21 protein-coding genes are annotated in these 26530 nt (G+C 42.4%); 4 read left to right on the top strand and 17 right to left on the bottom strand.

Annotation, left to right across the window (positions count from 1 at the left end):
* Positions 1-381 precede the first annotated feature (381 nt).
* Complete coding sequence (locus tag HH214_RS22035; protein ID WP_248282205.1) at positions 382-864, top strand: aminopeptidase P family N-terminal domain-containing protein; 483 nt, start codon at positions 382-384, stop codon at positions 862-864.
* Positions 797-2158, top strand: coding sequence for an aminopeptidase family protein P (locus tag HH214_RS04855; protein WP_248282206.1), 1362 nt, complete (start codon positions 797-799; stop codon positions 2156-2158). Before HH214_RS22035 ends, HH214_RS04855 begins: the two co-directional genes overlap by 68 nt.
* 45 nt (positions 2159-2203) lie before the next feature.
* Here HH214_RS04855 and HH214_RS04860 read toward each other — a convergent pair whose 3' ends face one another.
* The 7 genes from HH214_RS04860 to rhaT all read right to left on the bottom strand — a co-directional run bounded on the left by HH214_RS04860 (position 2204) and on the right by rhaT (position 11095).
* Positions 2204-2797, bottom strand: a complete 594-nt coding sequence (locus HH214_RS04860) for a LutC/YkgG family protein (RefSeq protein ID WP_169606269.1) — start codon at positions 2795-2797, stop codon at positions 2204-2206.
* Positions 2798-2874: 77 nt separating this feature from the next.
* Positions 2875-4254: a lactate utilization protein B gene (locus HH214_RS04865; protein ID WP_169606270.1), complete on the bottom strand. Its 1380-nt coding sequence runs from the start codon at positions 4252-4254 to the stop codon at positions 2875-2877.
* A 122-nt stretch (positions 4255-4376) separates the two neighbouring features.
* Positions 4377-5114 (bottom strand): (Fe-S)-binding protein, encoded by a 738-nt coding sequence (locus HH214_RS04870; RefSeq protein WP_169606271.1) that lies wholly within the window; start codon positions 5112-5114, stop codon positions 4377-4379.
* On the bottom strand, positions 5111-6502 hold the full coding sequence (locus tag HH214_RS04875) for an FGGY-family carbohydrate kinase (protein WP_211166310.1): 1392 nt from the start codon (positions 6500-6502) through the stop codon (positions 5111-5113). The genes HH214_RS04870 and HH214_RS04875 overlap by 4 nt, the downstream gene beginning before the upstream one ends.
* Before the next feature lie 5 nt (positions 6503-6507).
* Complete coding sequence (locus HH214_RS04880) at positions 6508-7782, bottom strand: TIM barrel protein (protein ID WP_169606272.1); 1275 nt, start codon at positions 7780-7782, stop codon at positions 6508-6510.
* A 78-nt stretch (positions 7783-7860) separates the two neighbouring features.
* On the bottom strand, positions 7861-9981 hold the full coding sequence (locus HH214_RS04885) for a bifunctional aldolase/short-chain dehydrogenase (RefSeq protein ID WP_169606273.1): 2121 nt from the start codon (positions 9979-9981) through the stop codon (positions 7861-7863).
* A gap of 31 nt (positions 9982-10012) precedes the next feature.
* Positions 10013-11095, bottom strand: coding sequence for an L-rhamnose/proton symporter RhaT (gene rhaT, locus HH214_RS04890; protein ID WP_169606274.1), 1083 nt, complete (start codon positions 11093-11095; stop codon positions 10013-10015).
* A gap of 236 nt (positions 11096-11331) precedes the next feature.
* On the opposite strand from rhaT, the gene HH214_RS04895 reads away from it, so the two are divergent.
* Positions 11332-12363: a GntR family transcriptional regulator gene (locus HH214_RS04895; RefSeq protein ID WP_169606275.1), complete on the top strand. Its 1032-nt coding sequence runs from the start codon at positions 11332-11334 to the stop codon at positions 12361-12363.
* Between the two features lie 267 nt (positions 12364-12630).
* Here the strand turns inward: HH214_RS04895 and HH214_RS04900 are convergent, their stop codons facing one another.
* Positions 12631-14415 carry a hypothetical protein gene (locus tag HH214_RS04900; RefSeq protein ID WP_169606276.1) on the bottom strand — a complete coding sequence of 595 codons (1785 nt, stop codon included), beginning with the start codon at positions 14413-14415 and terminating at the stop codon, positions 12631-12633.
* A 352-nt stretch (positions 14416-14767) separates the two neighbouring features.
* Between HH214_RS04900 and HH214_RS04905 the strand changes: the two genes are divergently transcribed.
* A complete protein-coding gene (locus HH214_RS04905) occupies positions 14768-15124 on the top strand; it encodes a hypothetical protein (RefSeq protein ID WP_169606277.1) in 357 nt (118 codons plus the stop codon).
* Positions 15125-15655: 531 nt separating this feature from the next.
* On the opposite strand, the gene hemN is transcribed toward HH214_RS04905, so the two are convergent.
* The 9 genes from hemN to HH214_RS04950 form a co-directional block, all read right to left on the bottom strand.
* The gene (gene hemN / locus HH214_RS04910) at positions 15656-17017 is read right to left on the bottom strand and encodes an oxygen-independent coproporphyrinogen III oxidase (RefSeq protein WP_169606278.1); all 1362 of its coding nucleotides are present in this window, start codon (positions 17015-17017) and stop codon (positions 15656-15658) included.
* A gap of 12 nt (positions 17018-17029) precedes the next feature.
* Positions 17030-18079 carry a 2-hydroxyacid dehydrogenase gene (locus HH214_RS04915; RefSeq protein ID WP_169606279.1) on the bottom strand — a complete coding sequence of 350 codons (1050 nt, stop codon included), beginning with the start codon at positions 18077-18079 and terminating at the stop codon, positions 17030-17032.
* Between the two features lie 175 nt (positions 18080-18254).
* Positions 18255-19004 (bottom strand): hypothetical protein, encoded by a 750-nt coding sequence (locus HH214_RS04920; protein WP_169606280.1) that lies wholly within the window; start codon positions 19002-19004, stop codon positions 18255-18257.
* Positions 19005-19063: 59 nt separating this feature from the next.
* Positions 19064-19468, bottom strand: a complete 405-nt coding sequence (locus tag HH214_RS04925) for a hypothetical protein (RefSeq protein ID WP_169606281.1) — start codon at positions 19466-19468, stop codon at positions 19064-19066.
* 144 nt (positions 19469-19612) lie between these two features.
* Positions 19613-21610: a M1 family metallopeptidase gene (locus HH214_RS04930; RefSeq protein ID WP_169606282.1), complete on the bottom strand. Its 1998-nt coding sequence runs from the start codon at positions 21608-21610 to the stop codon at positions 19613-19615.
* 124 nt (positions 21611-21734) lie between these two features.
* Positions 21735-22526, bottom strand: a complete 792-nt coding sequence (locus HH214_RS04935; RefSeq protein WP_169606283.1) for a DUF4249 family protein — start codon at positions 22524-22526, stop codon at positions 21735-21737.
* Entirely contained in the window at positions 22526-25288 is a 2763-nt protein-coding gene (locus tag HH214_RS04940) for a TonB-dependent receptor domain-containing protein (RefSeq protein WP_169606284.1), read from the bottom strand. The genes HH214_RS04935 and HH214_RS04940 overlap by 1 nt, the downstream gene beginning before the upstream one ends.
* Positions 25289-25394: 106 nt before the next feature.
* The gene (locus tag HH214_RS04945) at positions 25395-26108 is read right to left on the bottom strand and encodes a LytR/AlgR family response regulator transcription factor (protein WP_248282207.1); all 714 of its coding nucleotides are present in this window, start codon (positions 26106-26108) and stop codon (positions 25395-25397) included.
* Positions 26105-26530, bottom strand: coding sequence for a hypothetical protein (locus HH214_RS04950; protein WP_169606285.1), 426 nt, complete (start codon positions 26528-26530; stop codon positions 26105-26107). Before HH214_RS04950 ends, HH214_RS04945 begins: the two co-directional genes overlap by 4 nt.

Consider the following 26530-nt stretch of genomic DNA (forward strand, 5'->3'; position numbering starts at 1 on the left):
AAACATCATAATTAGCACATTTTCTGGTAAAAACGTTACAATAAAGGATGTACATGACAGAATACCATCTTAAACAAAAACCACAAAACATTGACAAACAGGTACTTAATTAAAAAAAGCTATTAGATAGTATTTTGCGATTTTAGTATAGCAACTGTTTGTAACATTTATAGTACAGCAGCCGTACCTGTTTAAACACTTATTATTTCATGGTATGGAGCGCTTTAACCAAGTATTCGGCATGCAGCAAACAGGTAGATTGAGTCCCTTTCATAACTTCAATTTTTTATCTTGACTGTTGGTATTTAACCCTTATCTACTAACTGCAATTAGCTTGATAAATATACTTTTGCATCATTGTTTTATTTGAATAAATCTGACATGACTTATCAAGAAAAATTAACTGCCATACGCCAGCAAATGCAGGCGCATGGCATAGCTGCTTATATTATTCCGTCTGCCGATCCGCACATGAGTGAGTATGTGCCCGATCGTTATAAATGTCTGCATTTTGCCTGTGGTTTTACAGGTTCGGCCGGTACCATTGTAATTACGGCTGATTTTGCCGGCTTGTGGACCGATTTCCGGTACTTTGTACAAGCTAACGAACAGTTAAATGATACAGGATATGAACTGGTAAAATTGAAAGTTCAGCATGCGCCCGAATACATACAATGGTTGTATGATACATTAGATACAAACGCTGTAGTAGCTTGTGACGACAAGCTGTTATCGGTACTGTTAGGCGAATTCCTCAGCAAAGAACTAGCCGATAAAAACATTAGCTTACAGAGTTATGATTTTCTGGATGCTGTATGGGCAGACCGACCAGCTTTGCCCCCCTACTCCAGCGTTTTTAATTGATGAACAATATACAGGCCAAGCCACCAGCAGCAAACTAGATGCTTTGCGCAAGGCCCTGAAAGCGTACAAAGCTGATTATACGCTTATATCGTCATTAGATGATATGGCTTGGTTGTTTAACATTCGAGGTAAGGATGTAAGCTATAATCCTGTAGTGTTGAGTTTTGCTGTAGTAGGATCTGATACGGCTATCTTGTTCATTAATCCCGATAAACTTACGCCTGATTACGTGCAGCAGCTACAGCAACAAGGTGTTGAAGTTCAACCCTACGATGCTGTAGCAAATGCATTGCAAGAAATACCAGGCAATAGCACCATCTTTATTGATCCTAAACGTAACTGTTATGGTTTGTATAAACTGTTACCTACTTCAATTAAAGTAGTGCAGGATATCAATCCAACCACTCATTTGAAAGCTGTAAAAAACGCAATTGAAGTAGAAAACATGCGGGCAACTATGGTTAAAGATGGTGTAGCCATAACCCGGTTTTTCAAGTGGATGGAAGAAAACTTAGGTAAGGTTAGAATCACCGAACTATCAGCAGCGGCACAACTACTAGCTTTTAGGGCTGAGCAGGAAAGCTTTGCGGGTGCCAGCTTTAACACCATTGCCGGTTATAAAGCGCATGGCGCTTTGCCGCATTATTCGGCTACGCCCGAAAGCGATAGCGAGATTTTACCAGAAGGACTTTTCCTGGTAGATTCGGGCGGTCAGTACTTTTATGGCACTACCGATATTACCCGTGTACTACCTTTGGACAACTCTACTGAAGAAGAAAAAACAGATTATACGCTGGTGCTTAAAGCCATGATTGAAGGCTCGGCTACCAAGTACCCGAAAGGTACCCGCGGTTACCAGATTGATGCGATTTGCCGTAAACCTTTATGGGATCACGCCATCAATTACGGCCACGGCACCGGGCATGGTATTGGTTTTTACCTGAATGTACACGAGGGCCCACAGGTACTTAATCCAACCAACACAGCTATTGATCTGGAACCCGGTATGATTACTTCGATTGACCCCGGCGTTTACCGTCCTGGCAAGCATGGTGTACGTATTGAAAACCTAGTGCTTACCATCAAAGACAGCATCAATGAGTTTAATGATTTTTATGCTTTTGAAACTTTAACGCTGGCCTTTATTGATACTCGCATTGTTAAAAAAGAGCTGCTGGAAAACCGCCATATAGAGTGGTTGAACCAATACCATCAAACGGTATTTGAAAAGATTAGTCTGTATTTAACTACCGAAGAAAAAACCTGGCTTCAGGAAAAAACAAAAAGCATTTGATAAAGTAGAAAAGAGCAGCTTGTTTTAACAAGCTGCTCTTTTTAGTTATGCATTTAACAAGAATACCGTCATACTACGCGGACCGTGCGCCCCCAATACCAATGATTGCTCAATATCAGCCGTTTTAGACGGACCGGCAATGAAAGTACCGAACCCATACTGGCCATCTGCTATTCGAGCATAAGCCTCGTGCATAGTAGGTACAATGTTGTTAATATTGATTACAGCAGCCAGATGCTGACAGATAAACGGCAATCCGCGATGGCCCATTAAATCTTCAGTTACCCATACGGCACCATTTTCGGCTACTGCAAAATGTGCTTGTATAACCGCCAACTCCACATCGGCCAAATGGTGTGCAGCCGGATTAATTTCATAAGCATGGCTGGCTACCTCCTGCAACTCAGGCACCAAACTGATGATACGCTTTTGGCTGGCATCATACCCGGTTTGAATAAGGGTTTTGATTTCATCCCAGCTATTTACCCGATGTGCCTGCCCGCCTATAGCGGTCAAAACGGTTATGTATTTTTCAGCCACCTGCTCTGTGTCGCCTTTGAAAAAGTTGATATCCGGCAAAGGCATCAACTCTGGCTGGTTAGCGGCTACTGCGGCTAATATTTTATCTCTGCTGCTCATAGGTGAATGAGTGATGGATTATAAGATAGATTATTAAATACCCATCTATCTTCTCCATTAATCCTGTAAATTCTGTTTTATTTCTTCTTCCGGTTCTCAGCATACCATTCTCCGAACGATTGCTTAGGCGGTTCCGGCATGTCACGCTGTTTGTACCAAGGGTTCAATTTATTATTTACGGCAAACGGCATGTACTTTAAAGTTAAGCGGCCCATTTTGCCAGCACCATGATATAGCGTGGGCGATGATAAAGTGAAAGCCATAGCCTGCATAGCCAACTTTTTGCCTGCCGGACCATAACCTTCTTTCATGAGTACCTGCCGCCATTTATAAAGCTGATCGTGAATGTCAATTTTAACCGGGCATACGTTGGAGCACGAACCACAAAGCGTAGAAGCAAAAGGCAAATCGGCATACTTTTTCATATCCAAATTTGGAGCCAGTATTGACCCGATTGGTCCTGCCACAGCTGTATGGTAACTGTGCCCACCACTACGACGGTAAACCGGACAGGTATTCATACACGCCCCACACCGGATACACTTCAGTGAATTGCGAAAATCTTTACGGCCTAACTGCACACTGCGACCATTATCTACCAGTACCAAATGCATAGTTTGCCCAGGGCGTGGCTTGCTAAAATGGCTGCTGTACGTAGTAATAGGCTGGCCGGTAGCACTGCGGGTTAACAAGCGCAAAAACACACTTAAGTGCTTACGCTCAGGCAGCAGCTTTTCGATACCCATGCTGGCAATATGCACATCGGCCAGGTGTGCGCCCATGTCGGCATTACCTTCGTTAGTGCAAACTACAAACTCACCGGTTTCGGCTATGGCAAAGTTTACGCCAGTTAGGGCTACTTTGCGGGTCAGGAAAGTTTCGCGCAAGCTGCCACGTGCCGTTTCAGTCAGAAACTGTGGGTCAGCCATGTTGGAAGGCGTCCCCAAATACATGTGGAACAAGTCGCCTATCTCTTCCTTCTTCTTATGAATGCAAGGCAATACAATATGGCTGGGCGGTTCGCCGGCTAATTGTACAATACGCTCGCCCAAATCCGAATCAATTACTTCGATGCCATGCGTAGCTAAATACTCGTTCAGGTGGCATTCTTCGGTAAGCATGGATTTACTTTTCACCATTTGCTTTACCTGATTCTCGGTCAGGATGCGATGTACAATCTCATTATGTTCTTTTGCATCGGCAGCCCAATGTACTTGAATACCATGAGCGAGCGCCTGTTTTTCAAACTGTTGCAGGTAGGTACTTAAGTTTGATAAAACATTGAACTTAATTTGCGATGCCATATCGCGCAAGCTTTCCCATTCAGGCAGCTGATGCGTAATCTTATCACGCTTCTGGCGTATCCACCATAAGGTTTCATCATGCCAGTCTACCCTCTCTTCGTCGCGGTTAAATATCTCTGCTAATTCGGCGTGATCTTTTGTTGCTTGTTCCATTAGTTTATGGTTAATGGTTCATAGTTCATTATTTTATGGTAACGTTTACCATAGGGTTAACCAGGAGTATTATGTTTCATAAAGCACGAACCAGCATTCATGAACTACCCGTTGTTAACCTTTTATAATTCGCTATTCAATATCTCAGCAATATGAATAACTTTCACTTTGCTGCCCTGGCGGCGCAATATGCCTTCCATATGCATCAGGCATGACATATCCACACCGGTAATGTATTCGGCATCGTGGTGTAAATGATCAGCTACTCGATCTTTACCCATTTTGGCCGATACGGCTTCTTCGGTTACGCAGAAGGTACCGCCAAAACCGCAGCATTCATCTTTACGGTCCAGTTCAATTAAATCAATGCCTTCTACCATCTTCAGCAAGCTGCCAGGTTTAGAAAAGTCCGGTGCTACCAGCTCGGTCATCGAACTCAAGTGCAAACCACGCTGACCGTGGCAGCTTTGGTGCATACCTACCCGGTGTGGAAACTTTGAAGGCAGGCTTTCTACCTTCAAAACATCGGTTAAGAATGAAGTTAACTCCCAAACTTTGTGTGCGGTTTCCTGAGCTTTTTCAGGCTGCTTATTATCGTATAAGTGTTCACGTACGTGCAAAACACAACTACCTGATGGGGCTACGATATAATCGAAATCAGAAAAATTTTTAATAAACAATTCATTACAACCACCGGTCAAATGCTCAAAACCTGAATTGGCCATAGGCTGGCCGCAGCAGGTTTGATTAGCCGGGTAAACCACATCTACCCCCAACTTTTCCAACAATTGCAAAGTAGCAATAGCTGCGCCGGGGTAAAACTGGTCAACATAACAAGGTATAAACAAGCCTACTTTCATATATTTACCGGGTGTGTTAAAGCTTTATAACGCTTTAACTGTATTAAATTATTCGGCAGGTCTTTATAATTCCATGATTTATGAATAGCCAGCGCCGTACCTACTGCTGTGGCCTGCGCTACGGAAGCTGCCCACACTTGTATATCCGGAAATTTTTGTGCCAGCAGATTCATAAAAATCTCGTTTTTACCAAAGCCGCCATCTACATAAATATCTTTTACTTGAGTACCTTTAAGCACCAATTGGGTAGAGCTATATTGCAGGTCAACCAAATCAAGTATCAATTGGTGATAAGCTTCCACATCATTGGCAAAACCAGCCAAATCTCTGGCTGCAAAGCCAGAAGTAATTAAGCCCGTACTATCGGTACCTGTTGTAGCTGGTGCATATTTTTCTTTCAGCGCAGCTATTACTTCAGCCTGGTAAGGCATGGTACGATAATGTGCGGGGCTTTGACCGAACCAAGCCGATATACGCTTCACCTGCTGCTCATGCTCGTTACCGGAAAACACCCGTGATGCTTTTACCGGCTTGCCTTGGTATTGCATGTATGATAAACAATCGCTGCTTAACTCTTCGGCCGTAAGTGGCTGCTGGTTAAACGGATTTAAACTTATACACCAGGTACCGGTAGAAAGCAGGATAAAAGGTTCAGCAAAGCTAATCAGATATGGAATAAGCGCTGCTGAGCTATCATGCAGGCCAATGCCTACCGCGCAATTCTTTCCATTCAATATCATGGCTAAAGCCTGGTTGGATGGAAATATGGGCGCCAGCTTTTTACGCAGGTGTTCTTCCTTTACCCAGCTATGGTAATCGTTCTGTACAAAATCCCACAACTGGGTATGACAGCCAATGCTGGTAATATCTGAATAAGCCTGACCTGATACCAGCGAGCTTAAATACTGCGGTAAATGCAAGGCATATTTTACCTGGCTGAACAAATCAGTTTTTTGGTACTTAATGCGATACAGTTGCATACCTGAGTTCAGGCTATCCAGTACAGGTGATGCGGTTTCGGCAGCAATTTGTTCAGGAGCGCCGTAAGTATCATAAAACTGTTTTTTAACCTGTTGCGGATACGCTTTCAGGTAATTGTATAGGGGAGCCAGCGGCTCCCCTTCTTCATTCACATATACTAAACTGGCGCCGTATGATGAAAAATTGATGGCGCGAATATCAAATTGCGGCATCCGATAAATTTCATGTAAAGAATCATGAACGGATGAACGCAAGGTTTCCAGGTTTTCGCAAACATCACCATCCTCATCTACCGTTTCAATAAACCTGGCCGATTTTTCAAAAACAATATTGTAGTCTTCATCCAGCAGAAACAATTTTTTGTTGGTTTTGCCTACATCAAATACAGCTATTACAGGTATGGGCATGATGTTTATAATCCGGTAGCTACTGTTTTCTCACCTCTTTCACCAATCAGGCTTTTACGCACCTCAAACTGCCGGTAAACTTCCAAAGGTTGTAAAGCGCCACCTGCACGTAAACGTGCTTCGGCTACCAACGGACGCACATCCGTGCGGTAAGCATGCTGTAATATTTCCTGCGCTTTGGTTACGTCATTACTTTGCTGCGCTGCTACCAGTGCTTCTTTATCTACCAGTAAAGCCTGAGCATAAGCCATCTTTATCGCTTCTACCGATTGCAGTAAATCTTCAATCGGATCTTTCAGGTTGTGCGAAGCATCAATCATCCAGCCAATATCAGTAGCGTGGGTCATGCCGCGGGCATCCATACCTTCCACCAGCTCGTTGAAAATCAAGAATAGCTGGTAAGGATTAATGCTGCCTACGGTTAAATCATCATCGCCGTATTTAGAATCATTGAAGTGGAAACCTGCTAGTTTGCCCTCCATCAGCAACAATGATACAATCTGTTCAATATTGGTATTCGGTAAATGGTGACCCAAATCAACCAGGGTTGATGCTTTAGCACCCAGTTTGTTAGCCAGTAACAATGACTGTCCCCAGTCGCCAATTGTAGTTGAATAGAAGTAAGGCTCGTAAGGTTTATACTCTATCCACACTTTCCAGTTGTCAGGCAAGGCATCATAAATTTCTTGTAAGCTTTCCAAGGTATTTTGAAAAGCGTTACGGAAGTTTAACTGCCCCGGAAAACTAGAGCCATCGGCCAACCATACAGATAACGCGTTAGAACCTAGTTCAACGCCATATTTAATCACTTCAATGTTATGCTCAACCGCATGTCTGCGTACGCCTTTATCTCCGTGGTGCAGCGATCCAAATTTATAGCTCAGTTGCTGATCTTTCTGATCCTGAAAAGTATTAGAGTTTACGGCATCAAAACGTAATTCATGCTGGGCAGCCAGCGCTTTGATAGATGCAGCGTTTTCAGGAATATCCCACGGAATATGCAATGATATTGAATTGCTTGATTTATTCAGCGCATGAATTAAGCCTACATCTTCAATTTTTTCTTCCAGGCTACGAGGCTCTCCACCTCCTGAAAAACGGCCAAAACGGGTACCACCCGTACCTAATGCCCAGCTGGGTATGGCTATATTAAAAGCCATAAGCTTTTGCATCACATCATCCAGGTTTTTTACATCAGCCGCTATATATTCAAACTGGCGCTGATGCTTGGCACGCAGTTGCTCATTGCTTTCCGCAATCTGATACTTCTCTAATCTCATTTTTCAAATTTTTAACTGGTTAGTATAAACTACTAACAGCCGGGCCTAAAAGGCCCAGCCATTAATAAACCACTAAAATTAACGAACAAATCCGGCAGCTACACCACCATCCACGTTAATTACGTTACCAGTTGATTTGTTCAGCAGGCCGCCGGTAAGGGCAAAGCAAGCATTAGCAATGTCATCAGGTAAAATAATTTCGTTTAACAGTGTACGTTTAGCATAGTAAGCCGGTAACTCTTCAACGGTAATACCGTAAGCTTTGGCACGACCTTCGGCCCAGCCGCCAGCCCATATATTACTATCACTGATTACAGCATCAGGATTTACTACATTCACACGAATTTTATCAGGGCCCAATTCGGCCGCATTTAAGCGGCTTAGGTGTAGCTGTGCTGCTTTAGCACTGCCATAACCTGCATTGTTCGGACCGCTTACCAAAGCATTCTTGCTCACGATATTGATAATATCGCCACCAGTGCCTTGTTTTTTCATTACCGCTACTGAAGCTTGTGTAACCAGGAACTGGCCTTTCACCAATACATCATACAACAAGTCCCAATCTTTTTCGGTATGGTCGGCAATACTTTTAGAGATAGAAAGGCCAGCATTGTTCACAATTAAATCTACACCACCGAAAGCTAAAGCAGCAATGTCCATAGCTTCCTGTATCTGTGCAGCATTGGTTACATCTAACACCGCAGTGGTGTATGAATCTTTACCGAACAAGCCTTTAAACTCTTCGCCGGCACCAGCCAAGCGCTCAGCGTTCATATCATTCAGAATAACTACAGCGCCTTCCTGCACCAGCTTTTTAGCAATAGCTTTACCAATACCACCTGCACTGCCCGTAATTAAAGCAATACGGCCCGATAAGGCTTTAGGCTTAGGCATACGTTGCAATTTAGCTTCTTCCAGTAACCAGTATTCTATATCAAAAGCTTCTTGCCGGGGCAATGAGGTATATTCAGAAATAGCCTCAGCACCTTTCATTACATTAATAGCGTTGATATAAAATTCGGCAGCTACACGGGCAGTTTGCTTATCTTTCGAGAAGGTAAACATACCTACACCCGGATATAATATTACTACCGGATTGGTATCACGAACACCGGGGCTATTATCGTGTTTGCAGGTGTTGTAATAGTCGGTGTACATTTGGCGGTAAGCCTCAAAAGCTGGCGTCAGCTTTTCTTTTAAGGCAGCCACATCGCTCAAATCAGCATCTGGAGTTAAATCCAGCACCAGCGGACTAATTTTGGTGCGCAAAAAGTGATCGGGACAACTGGTTCCCATTGGTGCTAAACGATCCAGATCGTTTGAATTGGTAAACTCCAGCACACGGGCATCATCGGTAAAATGACCAATCATTTTGGTGTTGCTAGAGCAGAAACCACGTAATACTGGCGCCAGTGCAGCAGCCTGTTTTTTACGACCGGCTTCATCCAGGCTTTGTATTTTCTGACCGCCAAATACGGGGCCTTTTTTACCATAGTTTTGTTCCAGGTACTCGGCGCATTTTTCAATGACTTCCAGCGTATTGATATAACTTTCATAAGCGGTATCGCCCCAGGTAAATAAACCGTGCGAACCCAGCATAATGCCACGAATGTTCGGACTGCTATCTAAGCATTCTTTCAGCTGCAAACCTAAATCGAAACCAGGGCGTTGCCATTCTACCCAGCCAATAGTACCGCCAAAAAGCTCTTCGGTAATTTGCTTACCATCTTTAGCAGCGGCAATAGCAATGGCTGCATCAGGGTGCAAGTGGTCAATATGTTTGAAAGGCAAAAAGCCATGCAAAGGCGTATCAATAGAAGGCGCCTTAGAGTTCAGGTCGAATATGCTGTGGTTAAATAGCTCCACCATTTCATCCTCATGCTCAATGCCGCGGTAAACATTTTTCAGGCTACGCAAGCGGTCAACATACAAAGCTGCTAAGCCACTCTTTTTTAAAGTACCTATATCACCACCCGAACCTTTAATCCACATAACTTCTACCTGCTGACCGGTTAAAGGATCCTTATCCATTACTTTGCAGGAAGTGTTGCCGCCACCGTAATTGGTTAAACGCAAATCTGCTCCCAGCAGGTTTGAACGATAAATTAGCAGGGCTACTTCGTCGCCAGCTAATTCTGCCGCCTTGGCATCATCCCACAGGTAGCTTACATGTTTAAATTCAGTTGTATTCACAGACATATTCTTATCCATTATTTTCTATAATCAATATTTAAGGTTTAATAGAGTTACCGTATCCTACAATCAACACAGATAAAATGATTGTTAATATACCGGCAACTACCGTAGCTAATGCTTTACGGCTTACACCCTTCCATTCTTTCAGCACCAAGCCCCATATATTGGCAATTAATATGATAAAAGCCATATGCAAAATCCAAGAACTTGGCCCGTTACCTAACCGGCTTTCGCCCATACCATAAAAGAAAAACTGCAAAAACCAGGTGGTACCTGCCAAAGCCGAAAACAGGTAGTTAGCTGTTAACGGGGTTTTCTTATTTAAATAGTCGCCAAAGGTGCGGTTGCGAGCGTTCAGGAACATACACCATATAAAATTGGTAGTAAGGCCACCCCATAATATCACTACATAGGTTACGTTATTCTGAAACAGAAACTCGCCCTGTCCCGGGTGCGTAGCTTTCCATATATTATTCGCTTCATTAGCCATATCTTTACCGGCATCAATACCAAAAGCAAAGCAGGCACTTAGTACACCCGAAATAATAGCCACAATCAACCCCAGGCTGAAATTGTATTCAGTATTGTTAACAGCCACTTCCCGGTCAACGCTTAGTTCGCGTTCTTTCATTACCCCAGCACGGCCGCAAATAACAATGCCCAGCACACAAACCAAAATGCCCAGCAACACCATTTGGCCCCAATGGTTATGCAACAATATACTTAACGTATCTTTTCCTTCTTTCGGGTAAAAATCATAATAAATTGATGGAATGAGCGATCCGAAAATGGAGCATAAACCCAATATTACCGAACTGCCTAGTGCCACACCCAAGTAACGTACACCCAAACCATAGGTAAGTCCGCCTATACCCCACAACAAGCCAAACATGTAGGTAAGCATCAATATGTGCCCGTTGGTATGTTTAATGATTTCGGTAAAACCAGGAATAGTTAGCCATGCTGCCAGCGGCGGAACAATAAGCCAGGAGAACAGCCCGCCTACAATCCAGAAGCTTTCCCAAGCCCAACCTTTTACTTTTTTGTAGGGAATGTAAAAGCTGCCTGAGGCAAAACCACCGATAAAATGAAATATTACGCCAAATATAGCTTGCATCAAATAGAGGATTTAACAATTGGTGCCGGCTAAAATAGAAAAGCTTGTTTAGACAGCTATCATGCACTGTCATGGTTAAGTTTAGTACTGATTAAACGTTTTATCACAATAGTGGCAATAACCTGTAAACAGGTAAGTCAAATAGCATATATCACATTAAAAAACACAACCTGTGGTTATGAATCATATATTAGTATGTTTGTACTAACAAACGCTAAGGCAAATGCCCCTAACCAATGAAACCTGCTTCTTTTTTAGAGTATATCGAGATTGACTACTATTCGTCGACACCTAAATATTTACAGCTGGCTAACTCCATTGCTAAAGCTGTACGTGATAATAAATTGTACAAAAACGATATTCTGCCTTCTATTAACGAGCTGAACTACAACTTTGAAATTTCACGAGATACTGCCGAAAAGGCCTATAAACATCTGAAATCTATTGGCATATTGGGTTCAGTTCCGGGTAAGGGCTATTATATCAAGAGTACGGAGGCCATACAGCAGTTTAAAGTTTTTTTATTGTTCAATAAACTAAGTACCCACAAAAAAATTATTTATGATGCGCTGGTTGCCGGTTTAGACAACCAGGCCGCTATTGATTTATATATTTACAACAACGACTACGCTCTGTTCAAAAAGTTTCTGGAAAATGCAGGTGATGATTATACTCATTACGTAATAGTAAGTCATTTTTTGGAAGGTGGTGAAAATGCGCACGAGCTAATTAACAGAATACCTAAAGACAAACTGATTTTACTGGATAAACTGATTAAGGGAGTAGATGGCGACTGCGCTGCCGTATATGAAAACTTCGAAAAAGATATTTTCAGTGCACTGGAGCAGGCGCTACCGCAATTGCGTAAGTACCATACTATAAAAATTACTTTTCCAGAAAGCACCTACTTCCCTAATGAGATATTACAGGGATGTAGTAACTTTTGTACCCAATACGGTTTTCATTACAAAGTAGCGCACCAGGTAGAAACCGAACCTATTGATGCTGGCGAAGCATTTATTACCTTAATGGAACATGATGTAGTAACCTTGGTAGAGCGTATTTTGCAAACTGATTTGCAAGTGGGTAAAGACGTAGGCGTAATTTCTTACAACGAAACACCATTGAAGAAGATCATCTTGAATGGCTTAACTACCATTTCTACCGATTTTCAGAAAATGGGCGAAGTTACCGCACAACTCATTTTAAACCATCATTGCAGCCATATTGAAATTCCGTTTTATTTAAGATTACGGGCTTCTTTATAAAAAAGCATGTGCTCCGTGATTAGCTCAGGAGCACATGCTTTTTTGATTCCATCTTATTACGGTTTCCCAACGAGGCTAAACATAAGTTAGCTACCTGCTTTATCACTGTTCAAATTTGCCTAAAAGCCCCAAGAGTGTATAAGACCACCATCTCCTTTAATCTTCTACTTTCCACATGAGCCCTAGGCAATTTGAACAAATTTAACTAACTATCAGCTAATAAAATAAGCGAGTGATAGGGTTCCCTAAACTCTATATCCATAGCTGTTAATCCAGTACAATCTGGTTCAACCGGGTTTCAGATTGAGATAAGTCATCGTTGAAAGAACCTATAAAGTCAACGGTTTGATCCATCAGTTCCGGTATCAGCTGCCGATAATACTGAATGCCGGTTTGCAGTTGCTTTTTAAAGTTGCTAAAATATTTCTGCTTCTTATCGCTCCAGTCTTTTACCTGTGTGGTCATGCTTTTTTGTAGGTAATCAATGTACAGGTTCAGTTCATTGATAAACACATGCGGACGTGTTACGCCTTCCAGTAAATTCAGGCCACCGTAAATATGCTTAATCATTTCATCCAACGAATACGTTTGATAAAAATAAGCTAGGTTAGGTCCGGGGCAAATGCTGACAGCGGCACTTTCCCGTGGTTTTAATACGTCATTTTTAATATATGCTGAGGTGCAAAGCCCTTCACACAAGCAAACTTTTTCTGTTAAGGTATCTACCTGTTGCTGGTAGTCTGCTTCGGGTAGGTTCTGGCTGCTTAACTGTTTAATTTTCAAGTTCTGGTATTCACGGGAAGCGGTACAAATAGGCAGTTCGGTAAATTCGGTGTTGGTACATAAGTACTTTTTAGTACAAGGGCTACCCGGCCGGCCTTTTTCAATCCGTAAAAGTCGTTGCTTTTCGGCTGTGCTTCGTTTGAAGTTGTTAAATAGTACACCCAATGGTGATGAGTTGCTTACAAAATAATCATCCTGCGTAGCTACCGTTAATTGTTGTAAAGTTTCATCGTCCACATTGGTTGCTTCGGGCACCAGTAAAAACGGGCTTCCCCAGCCTGTGGCATCCAAATCATAACGGTCGAGTAAAAAGCTATTTTCCTGCGAGGTTCCAATGCCGCCTTGTGCACTAACACGCTGTTCGGGTGTAGCAACAACAGGAAAGCCTTTGGCTGTTAATGCCGCCTGGTACATACCGGCAAGTTCATGCAGCATATCCAATCTTTTCAGTTTAAAATCTTCCAGTATGGGGCCTAGCAGGTAACCATCAGTAGCAAAAGCATGGCCGCCACAGTTTAAGCCTGATTCTACCCTGAACTCAGAAACCCACAAACCTTTTTTGGCCAAGAATTTAGCTTGTATCAGAGCCGAGCGGTAATCACTTACTTTTAATATGATTTTTTTACGCAAATGGCCATTCTGATCGGGGAAAAAGTCGGCGAATTGTTCCAGATAGCTGTACAAACGTGGGTTCATACCGGCCGATAGGATAATGGACGATTGCAGCGTACTGTTGGCAAAACCCCGCAGTGCCGAAAGTGCATCGGTATTCTCATCACCTGCGTAAGTACCATCGGCATTAAAGTTCATCTTGTCTACTTTCGACATGATGTTTACATCAACAGCTCCCTTAGCAAGTTTTGTACGCAGTATGTTTTGAAAAATTTGCTTACGCTCAACATCAGGGTACTCCATCATAAGTTCATATCCTTGTTTTAAGGCTGATGTTTCGGGCAGTAATTCGAAATAGCGGGTCAAGTCTGTACCCGTTTCAAAAGGCTGGCTTTTCAGCTCATCAAACTGCTGGTTTACTAATTTATCCAGCAGGTTCAAATAAGCGGTAATACGCTTAGCCCGGCTATCCGGTTCAGCTTTGGGTATAGCGTAATACTCTTCTCCGCTTTTTTGCGCATGATGCTGCCGCATACGTTCGGTCAGCTCGTCATCAACTATAGAAACAACAGATGAGATGCCGTAACGGGCAACTTTAAGTGGCGTATCAACGGAGTACCCCAACCCTAATACCGGAATATGAAAACTATGGCTCATGATGTATGTGTAAAAACTTAATCAATACTAACGCCAGCATGCTGCTGACTAAATGCCAAAGTTACCTGCCTGTATCGGCCGAATGCTGACAGACATCAGTTTCAAAAGTGATAGAAATCACCTTTTCAACATACACCTATAATAAGTTATTAAAAACCGGTTCTATTAACTGGAAACGTCTGGTTTTCATCAAAAAACCATGTAGCACCAAATACTTTTTATGAAAATTATACGCTTAGCGAGGTATTATTCAGAATGTGATTACCATCATTTTATACCCTGACTACCGTCATGGCTGTGGGGGCCATAAAGCGGCATCTTTGTATCAACAAAACAAAAAACATTAAACATCATGGCAACTTTAAAAATAACTACCGACGCTCCTTTATTCACTCAAGCAGAAAGCACTATCACTAATAATGATATTACTTTGTGGAACAGATGCTTAAGCTATGCTGATAGTCAAAAACAAAAACACACCATGTGGTTCATGATTTCATTAATGGTACAAGGTGTATTTTTCCTGCCTATTCCAGCAGCGTTAATGTATTATTTTGATGCACCTATTATTGTACTGGCAGTAACCATGACCTTGTTCTTCACCAACTTAATCATGAACATGGGCGGCGCTGGTATACGTACTACCTTAATTACTTTTGTTTTAACAGTACTGATTCACGTAGGCATGGTATTAGCCTTCGTTCTGTAAAATCCATATAATAAATACCCCTTCTAAATTTTAGTTTGAAAATAGCCTGTAGTAATACAGGCTATTTTTTTGCGTAGCCTGAGCTAAGCATTTGAAGTTTCAAAACCATCAAGTTTAAAATACATTACATAACCCATTAACAGCTGTTACAGGTGTTACATGTTTCAGTGTGTAACACTCTGTAACACTGACAAACCATTGGCAGTGGTGGCACTGTTCTGTCAGTGCTTTAAATAAATAACATTAGGTTTTGCCTACATACTTACACGCTTTTGTGCTGTTATACAAAACCCTATCTAAAACATAAATTATGTTCTTACAAGGCATGCTAATAGCCAAGCACCCCAGTTACATACTTTAATCAAACAAAAAAGATTTGCTACGCTGATACTTGAAATCACAAGCCTTATTGGAGGCATTTTCAAATAGCCTGTCCTATAAATAGCTGAGCACAAAAAAATCCCGCTAAACACATCGGCTTAGCGGGATTAACAAAACTACTTGTTTTTCAGGCAACTGTAGAGTAGTATTTTATCCAGCCATACTAAATAGCTGAGAAGAAGGCTTATTGGCCCATAAGCGTGCATCGAAAGCCATACATATATTACGTAAAAACCGGCGACCTAAAGCAGTAACCTTTAACTCCCATGAGCTTAGCTCAATCAGGCCATCATCAACCAGAGGCTGCAGGCGCTCCAGGCATTCTACTAAGGCTTCGCAAGTTTCAGTGTGCAGGTTCCATGTGGTTTTACCTTTACACATAATATTCAGAATATGCCGGCGTATTATCAAATCATCGTCGGTTAAGTCGTGTCCTTTCACTACCGGCAACTGTCCGTTTGCTACCATTTGCTGGTACTCTTCCACCTTTTTTACATTTTGTGCAAAGCCATACCAAGAATCGCTGATAGATGAAACGCCCAAGCCAATCATTAACTGGGTATATTGGTTGGTATAGCCCATAAAATTACGGTGCAACGAGCCCTCCATTTCGGCCCGGAAAAGGCTATCGGTATGCAAAGCAAAGTGGTCCATACCAACTTCATAGTAGCCGGCTGCTTTTAACAGGCTGCGGCCGCTTTCATACAACAACTGCTTTAAGTTGGCATCGGGTAAATCCAGTTCGGTAAACATACGCTGGCTGGGCTTTATCCAAGGCACATGCGCATAGCTGTAAAAGGCAATACGGTCGGGTTTTAGTTCGGCTACTTTATCAATAGTATCGGTTAAGCCAGCTAAAGTTTGCAGCGGCAAACCGTAAATCAAATCATAATTGATAGATGTATAACCTATACGGCGTGCAGCTTCAGTAACTGTTTGTACCTGCTCAACACTTTGTATGCGGTTGATGATTTGCTGAACTTTTGGATTAAAATCTTGTATGCCCAAACTTAAACGACGAAAGCCTAGGTTATATAAAGTTTGTAAATGTTCTTCAGTAGTATTTTGCGGATGTGCTTCAAAGCTAAACTCAGCTTCCGGGTGCACCTCACAATTTGACAGCAAACCTTTAATCAGATATTCCAGATTTTCGGCATTGAAAAAGGTTGGTGTGCCCCCTCCTAAGTGTATTTCGCGTATTACGGGTTTAGCCTGCACAATATTGCGGTACATGCGCCATTCTTGCAAAACGGTATTAATATACGGTAGCTCAACCCCGTGGTTTTTAGTGATGCGGGTATTGCAGCCGCAATAAGTACACAAGCTTTCGCAGTAAGGCAAATGCACATACAAACTAATACCATCTTGCTGGTTAGCCTGCTGAAAAGATTTTTTTACAGATGCTTCCCAAGTATTGGCAGAAAACAAATCATTATCCCAGTAAGGCACGGTAGGATAACTGGTGTAACGCGGCGCAGCCACGTTGTATTTTTGAGATAACTGATGATACATGGCTTAAGAATGTTAGATTTTTACAGTTGCGGTTACTGCTGCAGGTATTTCAATGGGTGTAACAGCACGGCAGTTTTTGGCACAAACGCAGGCTTTACCCACACATTTACTTTGCTGCCATTGATCCAGGTTGCGAATGGTTTGGTTGGCAATTTCTTGCATGGCCTCACGGGTTAAGTAAGCCTGATGCGGAGTTACCATTACGTTACTACGGGATAACAGATCAGTTAACAAGGGGTCTTTACGGGTATCATGCTCGTGGTCTTCAAAAAACAAGCCTTTTTCATGCTCGTACACATCAATACCTAAATAACCTACTTTGCCGCTATCTAAAGCTTCCAGCACATCTGCCGTGTTTATCAATGCACCGCGCGAAGTATTCAGCAGCATAACGCAGTTCTTCATTTGCGCCAGGGTGTCTTTATTGATAATGTAACGAGTATCAAGGGTTAAGGGAACATGCAATGATATAATATCAGACTGTGCCAGTAAAGTATCCAGACTTACCTGCTCAATATTTTGTGCTGACGATGGGAAAGCCACATCATGGGCAATTACTTTGCAGCCAAAACCATTAAAAATATTGGCTACAGCCTGCCCAATATGCCCTATACCAATCAGCCCAACTGTTTTTTGGTAAAAGTTGAAGCCCATCAGCATATCATTTCTGAAATCAAAATGGTGGCTATGCTCATCGGCTTTGACCAAGCGGCGGTTCAAAGCCAAGGCTAAAGCTGCGGTATGCTCGGCAATGGCTTGCGGTGAGTAAGAAGGTACATTAGCCAGTTTTATACCATGCGTACCCGCACACTCTCTGTCAATATGATCGGTACCGGTTGAGCGGGTTACAATGTATTTAACCCCTAAGTTAGCCAAGCGGTTCACTACCGGCGCCGAAACATCATCGTTAGTAAATACAATTACTGCATCTTTCCCCTCTGCATAAGCGGCAGTTTCAAAACTTAATGGGTTTGATATAAGTGTAATATCATGCTTTTTCTGGTTGGCTTTGGCCAGAAATTCCTTTTCAAAAGGTTTAACACTATAAGCTACCGCTTTCATCCTCGTCGTAATTTATAATAACAAAATTACGGGAGTTGGCATGGGCCATACATGAGGTCAATCAGACGAAAAAGTGATATTAATCAGTTTTTCATCGGCAGCAGCAATGCTTAGCTATAACGGCAACTAACTACTGCTAAAATTCAGTTGTTAATCTATATTATCTTTAAACAACTTAGCGTTGTACGGAGATTTGCTTTTTCAGCCAACTGATAAAATCCTGAGCGGCTTTGTCGTTTTCAAACCCGATGGGTAAACGGCCATTTACATACTCGTTGTACAACCAGGGGTCGGCTATGGTTACGGCAGTACCTTTGCCATATTTAGCAGCTGCAATAACTGTAAATCCTTTTTTGTTTTTCAGCAGTGCCTTGGCAGAGCCTGTTGTACTAATGGAACATACATCTTTCATAAACACCTTTTTGGTATTTGGAAAAACCGGGTTGTTGGTGATGTAGATTGCACCATCTTCAAAGTGTGCATCATCAATAAAGTGATTCTGCAAATCATTGTTAAAGTGCATGCCGAAGGCACCTGCCAGCAGATTAAAATGCGGCAGTTCAACATTGGCACTATCATTAGCCAGCATCACCAGCACGCCACCTTGTTTAACCCAACCCGCAATAACAGTTACATCTTTTTGCTGAATGTAATTAGGCGCTGCACTTTCTTTTTTGCTATCAGGGTCAACAACAATATATACAGCAGCGCCTTTCAGGTTGGCAGCCGTAGGCGCTGTACCCAAAGTATCCAGGCTGAACCCTTGCTGCTTAAACCAGTTGCCCCATTTAGAATAACCAGGCTCATCAGTTTCTGTCCACAAATAATGAAAGCGTTCCGGCTGACTATTGGCTACCTTGCGGGTTTCATGATTAAAGTAATAATCCAGTTTAACGGTTTGAGCTGTGCATGATAGGCCTGTCATACAAGCTGCTGCTATAACAAAATTTCGTAACATAGAATTATAGTATAATTAATTTGCTACTAGTAATTAACCCTTGTGGGGATGACCACTGATATTTGCGAAGTATCTTTCACTTGTATTTGAAGCTTTCCCTGTTTAGATTCAATAATACCAGAAATTGTAACTAACTTTTCATAATAATAAGTTTCAAGGGGTTGTTTGAACTTGCCCCTGTCTTTGTCTTTAATTACAACGGTTAACCCATGATTAGGAAATTCTGCGCCGATATACAAAAAAGTTTTTTTCTGTTGTGGAAGATGATTTCCATTAAACACCATTCCAAATACATTTACTTTGGATCCAACTGTTTTGACTAAGCTATCAGGAGCTGGCAACATTACATAACCGGGATACTTACTCTGTGCCGATGCGCTTACCGTAATGAATAAGCCTACCCATAATAAACAACATTTCAACGAGTTCATAAAGATTGTACAAAAGTTTTAACAACTATATCTGTGACTTGAGAGCTTTATTTTAATCGGTTATATATCAAATATAAGGTATAACTATTCTATACAATACTCTTTTTAAAACTATATAGATTGAAAACCCCCAATATCCACCTCTTACTTCAGCATAAAACTATTATTAGCCCGGTTAACATCTGGCAAAGCAGCATCTGGGTCTAATTGCACGGTTTTCACTTCTTGAGTTACGGGTATAGTAAAGGTAACTACTTTATTTTGTATCCATGTTTCAACCGGAAACTGCATACGCTGCTGCGTTCCATCTTTTAAAGTTACGGCTACGGTAAACGGCATAGCCATACGCTCTTTATTAGCTATGGTAACGGCTAAGCCTTCTTTCAGATCGTTGTTTACACAGTGGGCATCAACTATAGCCATATCCAGCTTCCAGTTGTTGTAAAACCAGCTCTTCCAAAACCAGGAAAGGTCTTCGCCCCCACCGCTTTCCATACTTCTGAAAAAATCTTCAGGTTGCGGATGCTTGTAAGCCCATTGATGAATGTAGTTGCGGAACGCATAATCAAAACGATCTTTACCCAATATCTGCTCGCGCAACAACACCATACCGAACGCGGCTTTGTAATATTCAATCGGGTGCCGGTAACGCTCACTCACGGCATCAGCTGCTGTCATGATGATGGGTGCATTAGGATCGGTAATCGTTGGGATAATTTCATCGGCCGGGTTGCCACCGTTGGGAGCGTATTCGCCATCGCGCTTAGGGGCATATTCGCCTTTGTTGAAAACATCGTTGGCATAAATATCCACAAAGGTATTAAAGCCTTCATCCATAAAAGCAAAGCGGCGTTCATCAGAACCTACAATCATCGGGAACCAGTTGTGCCCAATCTCATGCGCAGTAACCGAAAACAAATCTTTACCCTTATCGCCTATACCATCAAACAAAATACCGGGGTATTCCATACCACCTGCAGTACCGGCCTCGTTAATGGCTACCGGATAAGGGTACACAAACCATTTTTCAGAAAAATGTTCTACAGCACCTTTCAAATATTCGGTTGAACGGCCCCAAGCGTCATTACCGGCACTTTCTTCCGGGTAAACCGACATGGACAAAGCTTTTTTGCCACCAGGCAAATTAATGCGGGCAGCATCCCAGATGTAAGCTTTGGAAGCACCAAATGCCACATCGCGCGTATTCAACATTTTAAAATGCCAAGTCAGGTTACCTTTCTTCTGCGGATGCGCAACGGCTTCTTTTACTTCGGCCAGTGTACGAATCATGATGGTTTTATCACTATTACGCGCTGCATTCAGGCGACTGATTTGCTGAGGCGATAGTACTTCAGTGGGGTTTACCAACTCGCCGCTGCCAGCTACAATCATGTTAGCCGGCAGGGTCACCGAATAATCCATATCACCGTACTCCAGGTAAAACTCACCACTACCTAAAAACGGCAAGGTATCCCAGCCATGAGTGTCATCATACACGCACATGCGCGGAAACCATTGGGCTATTTCGTATATCGCCCCATTTTTGGTGTACGAATAATCGGTACGGTTACCAAAGGTGCCTGGTATAGTGTAATGGTACTTAATGGCAATACTAATTTTACCACCACCGGCACTTACCGCTTGTGGCAGGCGTATTTGCATGCGGGTATCGGTAACTATGTAATCGGCTTTATAAGTTTTGCCGTTTTGTATAAGTTGCACCTCTTCTAACTGGTAGCCGGTAGTGTGTTGCGTGGCTGCCGTGCCTGTGTAAAAGTTAGAACGGGCATCTTTTTTATACGTGTTCTGGTCGAGATGCAACCATAGATAACCTAAAGCATCAGGGCTGTTGTTGGTATAAGTAATATTTTCGGTAGCGGTTAACGTTTTGCTCACAGTATCAATAGCAGCTTTCAGCACATAGTCGGCCCGGTTTTGCCAGTACTTAGGCCCGGGGTTACCGTTGGCTGAATGAAACTCGTTGCCTTTTTCCTGATAAAACAAAGGCGAAAACAGCTCTTGAGGCTGATAATTAGAAGTTATAGTATCGTTGGTATGGGTTTGGCGCTCACGGTGCTGGGCATACGCATTACCCAATTCTGCACCCAAAAACAAAAATAAAAGTAGTGATTTAACCTTCATGAACTTATGTGGGTTGATGCGGGCAAGATACAAAATTGCAAGATTGACCAGCAGCTTGTATGAAAATGATACATAAGCTATAAGGCCCGATATTAAAAAAGGCAAGGTTGTTACCCTGCCTTTTTTAATATTGCGTTAGTGTAAGCGCAACCGTATCAGACTGCATGGCCGTAAAAATACCGAAGCCATTGGTAATGTTGGTTGGCGGGTTAGTTAAGCTTTGCGATGAACTATTGGCGTTACTGCTTAGTGCATTAATGTATTCTTTATTTACGCTATACAGTATTACCCGGTAGGTTCCAATATAGTTCAACGTTCGGTAATAAAGATTAAAAGAGGCATTTCGTTCAGCATTCAAAGTAAAATTCACCAAATCGTTAGCGCGCAAATTGATATTGTAAGGACTGGGATCATCGTTTTTGAAAACTAGCACGTGGTACAGCGAGTCGGGGTTGTTCCAGGTGTATGTTACAGCTATATCACTGTTGTATGATACGCTGTTCGTGGTTGGAATATTGGCACTGGTGCGACTGGCTTTATAACCCGTAGGCTTAGCCGGCATTAGTGTACTGGCTGATACGTTAGCTCCGTTATAGGCAAACTGTAGCGAATAGGTTTTACCCGCAACCAGGAACGAAAGATCACTGTAGGTATAAGTACCGGTAGCTGTCTCGGTTAACTGCACGGTTTTGCTACCATCAGATACAGTAAGCTTTAAGCCGCTGATTAATGCACCAAAGGTAGCAGTATCAGTAAGGCCTTTTTGCTGATAAACTTTAATGCTTACCGGCTGACCGGGCAATAAGTAACCAACCACAACGGGTTCATTAGCCACGGTTGAAGTGGACTCTTTTTTACAAGAGGCCATTACAGCCAAAGCCATCAGCCCAATAAAGAAATGTATATATTTACTCATTATTTTATTTTCAAGCTCAGTGTAATGTTAGGCGTAAAACCCAGATAGCGGATAGTTGAGGTAATTACCTGATTATTCTGAATATAATATTCATTGTACCAGGTATTCACGTGGTTGTATACATTGAAGAGGGATATACCTATACTGCCGTACTTGCGACCATCAATTTTAAGCAAATCGTAAGTTGCCGATAAATCCAGTCGGTGGTAATCAGGCAGGCGTTCACCATATTTACCGCTAATGGTTAAGTAAGTGGTTTTATTACCATCAATGTTGGTAACGGTATAGCTGCCCAGCGGTGCCGTGTAAGGGTGCCCGGTACTGAATATAAATACGGCGGCAAAGCTCCATCGCTGCCAATGGTACATGTTGATGGATTTAAACTCGTGCCTGATATCTTGCGGTGAGGCAAAATAACCATCCTGATAGGCCGGAAACTTATTGCGGGCTTGTGCCAAAGTATAACCAATCCAACCGGTGTACAGGCCAACTTTCTTTTGCACTAAAAACTCAACTCCTTTCGCATAGCCTGAACCCGTGTAATAATTTTCAGTAATAGTTTGCGTACTGCCGGCGCTAAACGGCCCGCCTCCACCCTGCTGCCTGATGGAATATTCGGTTAAACCATCCAGCTTTTTGTAATAGCCTTCTACATCAAATAGCCAGTTATTTGTTTCATAACTAAAACCACCAATAAAATGGTTAGCTGAGCCTACCGGGGTGCTACTGTTATTAGCCAGCGTCCAGAAATAACGATCGCCGCCGGTAATATCCTCCCGTGTTACCCGATTGGTAAATTGATAGTAGCGGCCGGTGGCTGCTTTCAGTTTCCAATTACTGGTTAAATCATATGTTGCCGAAAAGCGCGGCTCCGGATAAAATTTACCTGTAGGCGTATAATAGGTGGCGCGCAATCCTGGTTGCAAATGGAGTTTACTATTCGGGTCTATTTCCAGTTCGCCGTAACCGCCGGTTATTACGCCGGTATTATGCTGGTCAATTAGTTTAGAAGTATCGTTTTGCGTGTATAAATATTTAATGTTCAGGTAAGATGCATAACCACCAAACAGTAATTTCACTTTAGAACCAGTTTGCAATTCCCAATCTGATTTCAAGCTTACATCGTGCAAGCGGTTGGTTTCCACCATGCTGTTATTTATCGATTTTGTAACGCCGCTATCGGTAACGCTGCCAGTCATGCCCCGATTACGATCACTCCAGAACCCGGAGTAGCTCAGTATGGTATTACCAAACAGCTTACGCCCGGCAGTAGTTGACCATTTTAAACTTGAACCAATGTTGCCTGATTTCAGATAATCATTCACCGTAATGCTGTTACTGCTTGATGAACGGTTAGGAAAGTTTAAACCACGCGTATTATTTAAATCATCCGAACCACTATAAAACGTCCAGCTAAAGGTGTTTCTTGATGAAGGTGCGTAAGTGTATTTGGCGTTAAAGTCATAAAAATGCGAAGATGGCGTAAATAGGTTGGCAAAACCGCCACGTCCACCGGGACCGCCACCCGGAGCATTGTTAGTAGTGGTTGACGTATTGAACTGACCAAAAATTTTATCGTACAGCGGCCCTTGATACGATCGCCTAAAAGCTACCAATACCGATGATTTGCTCCCTATGGGAGTTTCGGCGTAAATGTTGGTACTAAGCAAACTTAAATCGCCACCAATGTTGGCTTCATTTTTATTCCCATCCTTACCACGAATATCAGTAACGCTGGATAGGCGCCCGCCGTATTTAGCGGAAAAACCACCTTTATAAAGTTCCAAATCCCGAACAGCATTACTATTAAAGGCGCTAAAGAAGCCATACAAGTGATCTACCTGATACACCGTAAAACCATCAAACTGTACCAGGTTCTGATCGGGTGTTCCGCCACGCACGTACGCACCAGATGAAGACTCGTTGGTGGCACTCACGCCAGGCATCAACTGAAAAGCCCGCATTACGTCGCGTTCGCCAATGTTGGGCAGTTTATCAAGTGCAGCCGGGGTAAGCTGTAAAACACTCACTTTTTTACTATCGGTATTCAGTACGCCAGCTTTTTTGCCAGTTACGGTTACCTCATTCAGGGCATTCATGGTCGGGTACAAAGCCAGCACCAATGAGCCATCCAGTTTATCGCTGCTTAACCGAAATACATCAGGCTGATAGCCTACGTAAGATACTTCAATGGCTACCGTATCGCTCGGTACATTCAGTAAGGTAAAGTTACCATTAGCATTGGTGAGGGTAGTTAAATCTATGTTCCTGACTTTAACACTGGCCCCGGGTAATGATTCGCCGGTATTCTGGTCGGTTACTTTACCGGTTAAGGCAAAGCTAAAGCGAGTAGGCGGTCCTTTGGGAGCCGGTAAGGCAACTGGTTTTATTTTAAATGCCGATTTTCTAAACGAGTACATTTTTCTTAACCTGGGCAAATCATCCGGGCGTTGCATGATGTATAGGGTACCATCATTTTCAATCCAGTATTGTAAATTATTAGCCCGGCAAACATGCTTCAATACCGACATCAGCGATTCATTAAAAAAGTGTTCGGCAATATCCATTTGATGCAACGAGTCGCGCTCAAATACAATGGGTATCCGATATTGTATCGACAAGGTGTCCATCATCTGGTCTAAAGGGCCAGTAAAAAAATGGTCAACCGTCGCTTTTTTCAATATTTGCTTGGTCTGCTGCGCTTGTGCAGCTACAGATAAAATAGTTAAAATTAACAGCAGTGGAAGGAAAAGTTTCTTCATCAACTCATCAGGGATTAGGTCGAAGTTGCATTAACTAGTCAGAGATGGGAAATAAATGAGATAAGACCAACAATAATGTAGACCAAACCGCCGCTTGTGCCGCAGTTTAATGCAGCTTACCCGTCATGCGGCTGATAGCCTCCTTATAGTTATCGCTGAATGGCACTTCAGCATTACCTATCTTAATTCGTCCTTTACGGATAGATACCACATGCTCCAGATTGACAATGTATGATTTATGCACCCGGTAAAACTGTTCGGAAGGTAACTGCTCTTCCAAGGCCTTAATGGTCATTCGGGATAGAATAGGTTTAGGCTGATTAATGAGATACAGCTTTACGTAATCTTTCAACCCTTCAATATGCGTAATATCAGCATGGCTGATTTTAATGAGGTTGTAATCGGCATACACAAAAAGGTGGTTGCGGTTTTTTACCACAGGCTCATCGGCTTGTTTTTTGTTTAGCTCGAACAGGTTTGATGCTTTATTACAAGCTTTTAAAAAACGTTCAAAAGCTACGGGTTTCAACAAGTAGTCCACCACATCCAACTCAAAACCATCCAGCGCAAACTCCTGATAGGCCGTTACAAAAATAACCAGCGGCTTTTGGGTAAGGCTTTTTACCAGTTGCAACCCATTAATACCAGGCATCTGAATATCACAAAAAATCAAATCAATGGGTTGCTGCTGCATAATTTGCATAGCCTGTGCGGCATTGCGGCAACTACCTGTTAGTTGCAGGTTAGCTACCTGGCTAATATTATCTTCCAGCAGTTCTAAAGCCAAAGGCTCATCATCTATTATCAGGCAACGCATCATGTTAATTGTAATTGCAGTATTACGGAGTAGGTATCTTCATAATAATCTCTGCGCAAAATGTATTGCTCAGGATAATGAACTTTTAATTGATTTTCGGTTTTCATGAAGGCTACCCTAGTACGTTCATCATGAATAGCCGGATTAAAAACGTACTGCACACCAAAGGTTAAATAGCATTCAGTCAATTTCAAATTAAAACAAAGGGCAGGTGCCTGAACATTGATTATGCCCGACCTGAATGCATCGTCAACAAGCGGCAGCAGTAAATCGTGTTTGATCCAGCAGCGGCACGGGTTAATTTCTGTACATAATTCAATCTGCGCTTTTCCGGTAAACAGCTCCCGGTATTGATTGATGTACAGATACACATAACTTGCCTCTTGCTCTGCCCTAAAATATTCTTTATGAATGGGAGATATCAT

The sequence above is a fragment of the Mucilaginibacter robiniae genome, assembly GCF_012849215.1.
Lineage (GTDB): Bacteria > Bacteroidota > Bacteroidia > Sphingobacteriales > Sphingobacteriaceae > Mucilaginibacter > Mucilaginibacter robiniae.

What these genes read in the sequence shown, in the direction of transcription:
- HH214_RS04860 (WP_169606269.1), bottom strand. Translation starts at nt 2,797, where the DNA reads ATGAGCAGCAGAGATAAAATATTAGCCGCAGTAGCCGCTAACCAGCCA.
- HH214_RS04920 (WP_169606280.1), bottom strand. Translation starts at nt 19,004, where the DNA reads ATGACAGGCCTATCATGCACAGCTCAAACCGTTAAACTGGATTATTAC.
- hemN (WP_169606278.1), bottom strand. Translation starts at nt 17,017, where the DNA reads ATGTATCATCAGTTATCTCAAAAATACAACGTGGCTGCGCCGCGTTAC.
- HH214_RS04925 (WP_169606281.1), bottom strand. Translation starts at nt 19,468, where the DNA reads ATGAACTCGTTGAAATGTTGTTTATTATGGGTAGGCTTATTCATTACG.
- HH214_RS04885 (WP_169606273.1), bottom strand. Translation starts at nt 9,981, where the DNA reads ATGTCTGTGAATACAACTGAATTTAAACATGTAAGCTACCTGTGGGAT.
- HH214_RS04945 (WP_248282207.1), bottom strand. Translation starts at nt 26,108, where the DNA reads ATGATGCGTTGCCTGATAATAGATGATGAGCCTTTGGCTTTAGAACTG.
- HH214_RS04900 (WP_169606276.1), bottom strand. Translation starts at nt 14,415, where the DNA reads ATGAGCCATAGTTTTCATATTCCGGTATTAGGGTTGGGGTACTCCGTT.
- HH214_RS04880 (WP_169606272.1), bottom strand. Translation starts at nt 7,782, where the DNA reads ATGAGATTAGAGAAGTATCAGATTGCGGAAAGCAATGAGCAACTGCGT.
- HH214_RS04905 (WP_169606277.1), top strand. Translation starts at nt 14,768, where the DNA reads ATGGCAACTTTAAAAATAACTACCGACGCTCCTTTATTCACTCAAGCA.
- HH214_RS04875 (WP_211166310.1), bottom strand. Translation starts at nt 6,502, where the DNA reads ATGCCCATACCTGTAATAGCTGTATTTGATGTAGGCAAAACCAACAAA.
- HH214_RS04930 (WP_169606282.1), bottom strand. Translation starts at nt 21,610, where the DNA reads ATGAAGGTTAAATCACTACTTTTATTTTTGTTTTTGGGTGCAGAATTG.
- HH214_RS04895 (WP_169606275.1), top strand. Translation starts at nt 11,332, where the DNA reads ATGAAACCTGCTTCTTTTTTAGAGTATATCGAGATTGACTACTATTCG.
- HH214_RS22035 (WP_248282205.1), top strand. Translation starts at nt 382, where the DNA reads ATGACTTATCAAGAAAAATTAACTGCCATACGCCAGCAAATGCAGGCG.
- HH214_RS04870 (WP_169606271.1), bottom strand. Translation starts at nt 5,114, where the DNA reads ATGAAAGTAGGCTTGTTTATACCTTGTTATGTTGACCAGTTTTACCCC.
- HH214_RS04940 (WP_169606284.1), bottom strand. Translation starts at nt 25,288, where the DNA reads ATGAAGAAACTTTTCCTTCCACTGCTGTTAATTTTAACTATTTTATCT.
- HH214_RS04855 (WP_248282206.1), top strand. Translation starts at nt 797, where the DNA reads ATGATTTTCTGGATGCTGTATGGGCAGACCGACCAGCTTTGCCCCCCT.
- HH214_RS04935 (WP_169606283.1), bottom strand. Translation starts at nt 22,526, where the DNA reads ATGAGTAAATATATACATTTCTTTATTGGGCTGATGGCTTTGGCTGTA.
- HH214_RS04915 (WP_169606279.1), bottom strand. Translation starts at nt 18,079, where the DNA reads ATGAAAGCGGTAGCTTATAGTGTTAAACCTTTTGAAAAGGAATTTCTG.
- HH214_RS04865 (WP_169606270.1), bottom strand. Translation starts at nt 4,254, where the DNA reads ATGGAACAAGCAACAAAAGATCACGCCGAATTAGCAGAGATATTTAAC.
- HH214_RS04950 (WP_169606285.1), bottom strand. Translation starts at nt 26,530, where the DNA reads ATGATATCTCCCATTCATAAAGAATATTTTAGGGCAGAGCAAGAGGCA.
- rhaT (WP_169606274.1), bottom strand. Translation starts at nt 11,095, where the DNA reads ATGCAAGCTATATTTGGCGTAATATTTCATTTTATCGGTGGTTTTGCC.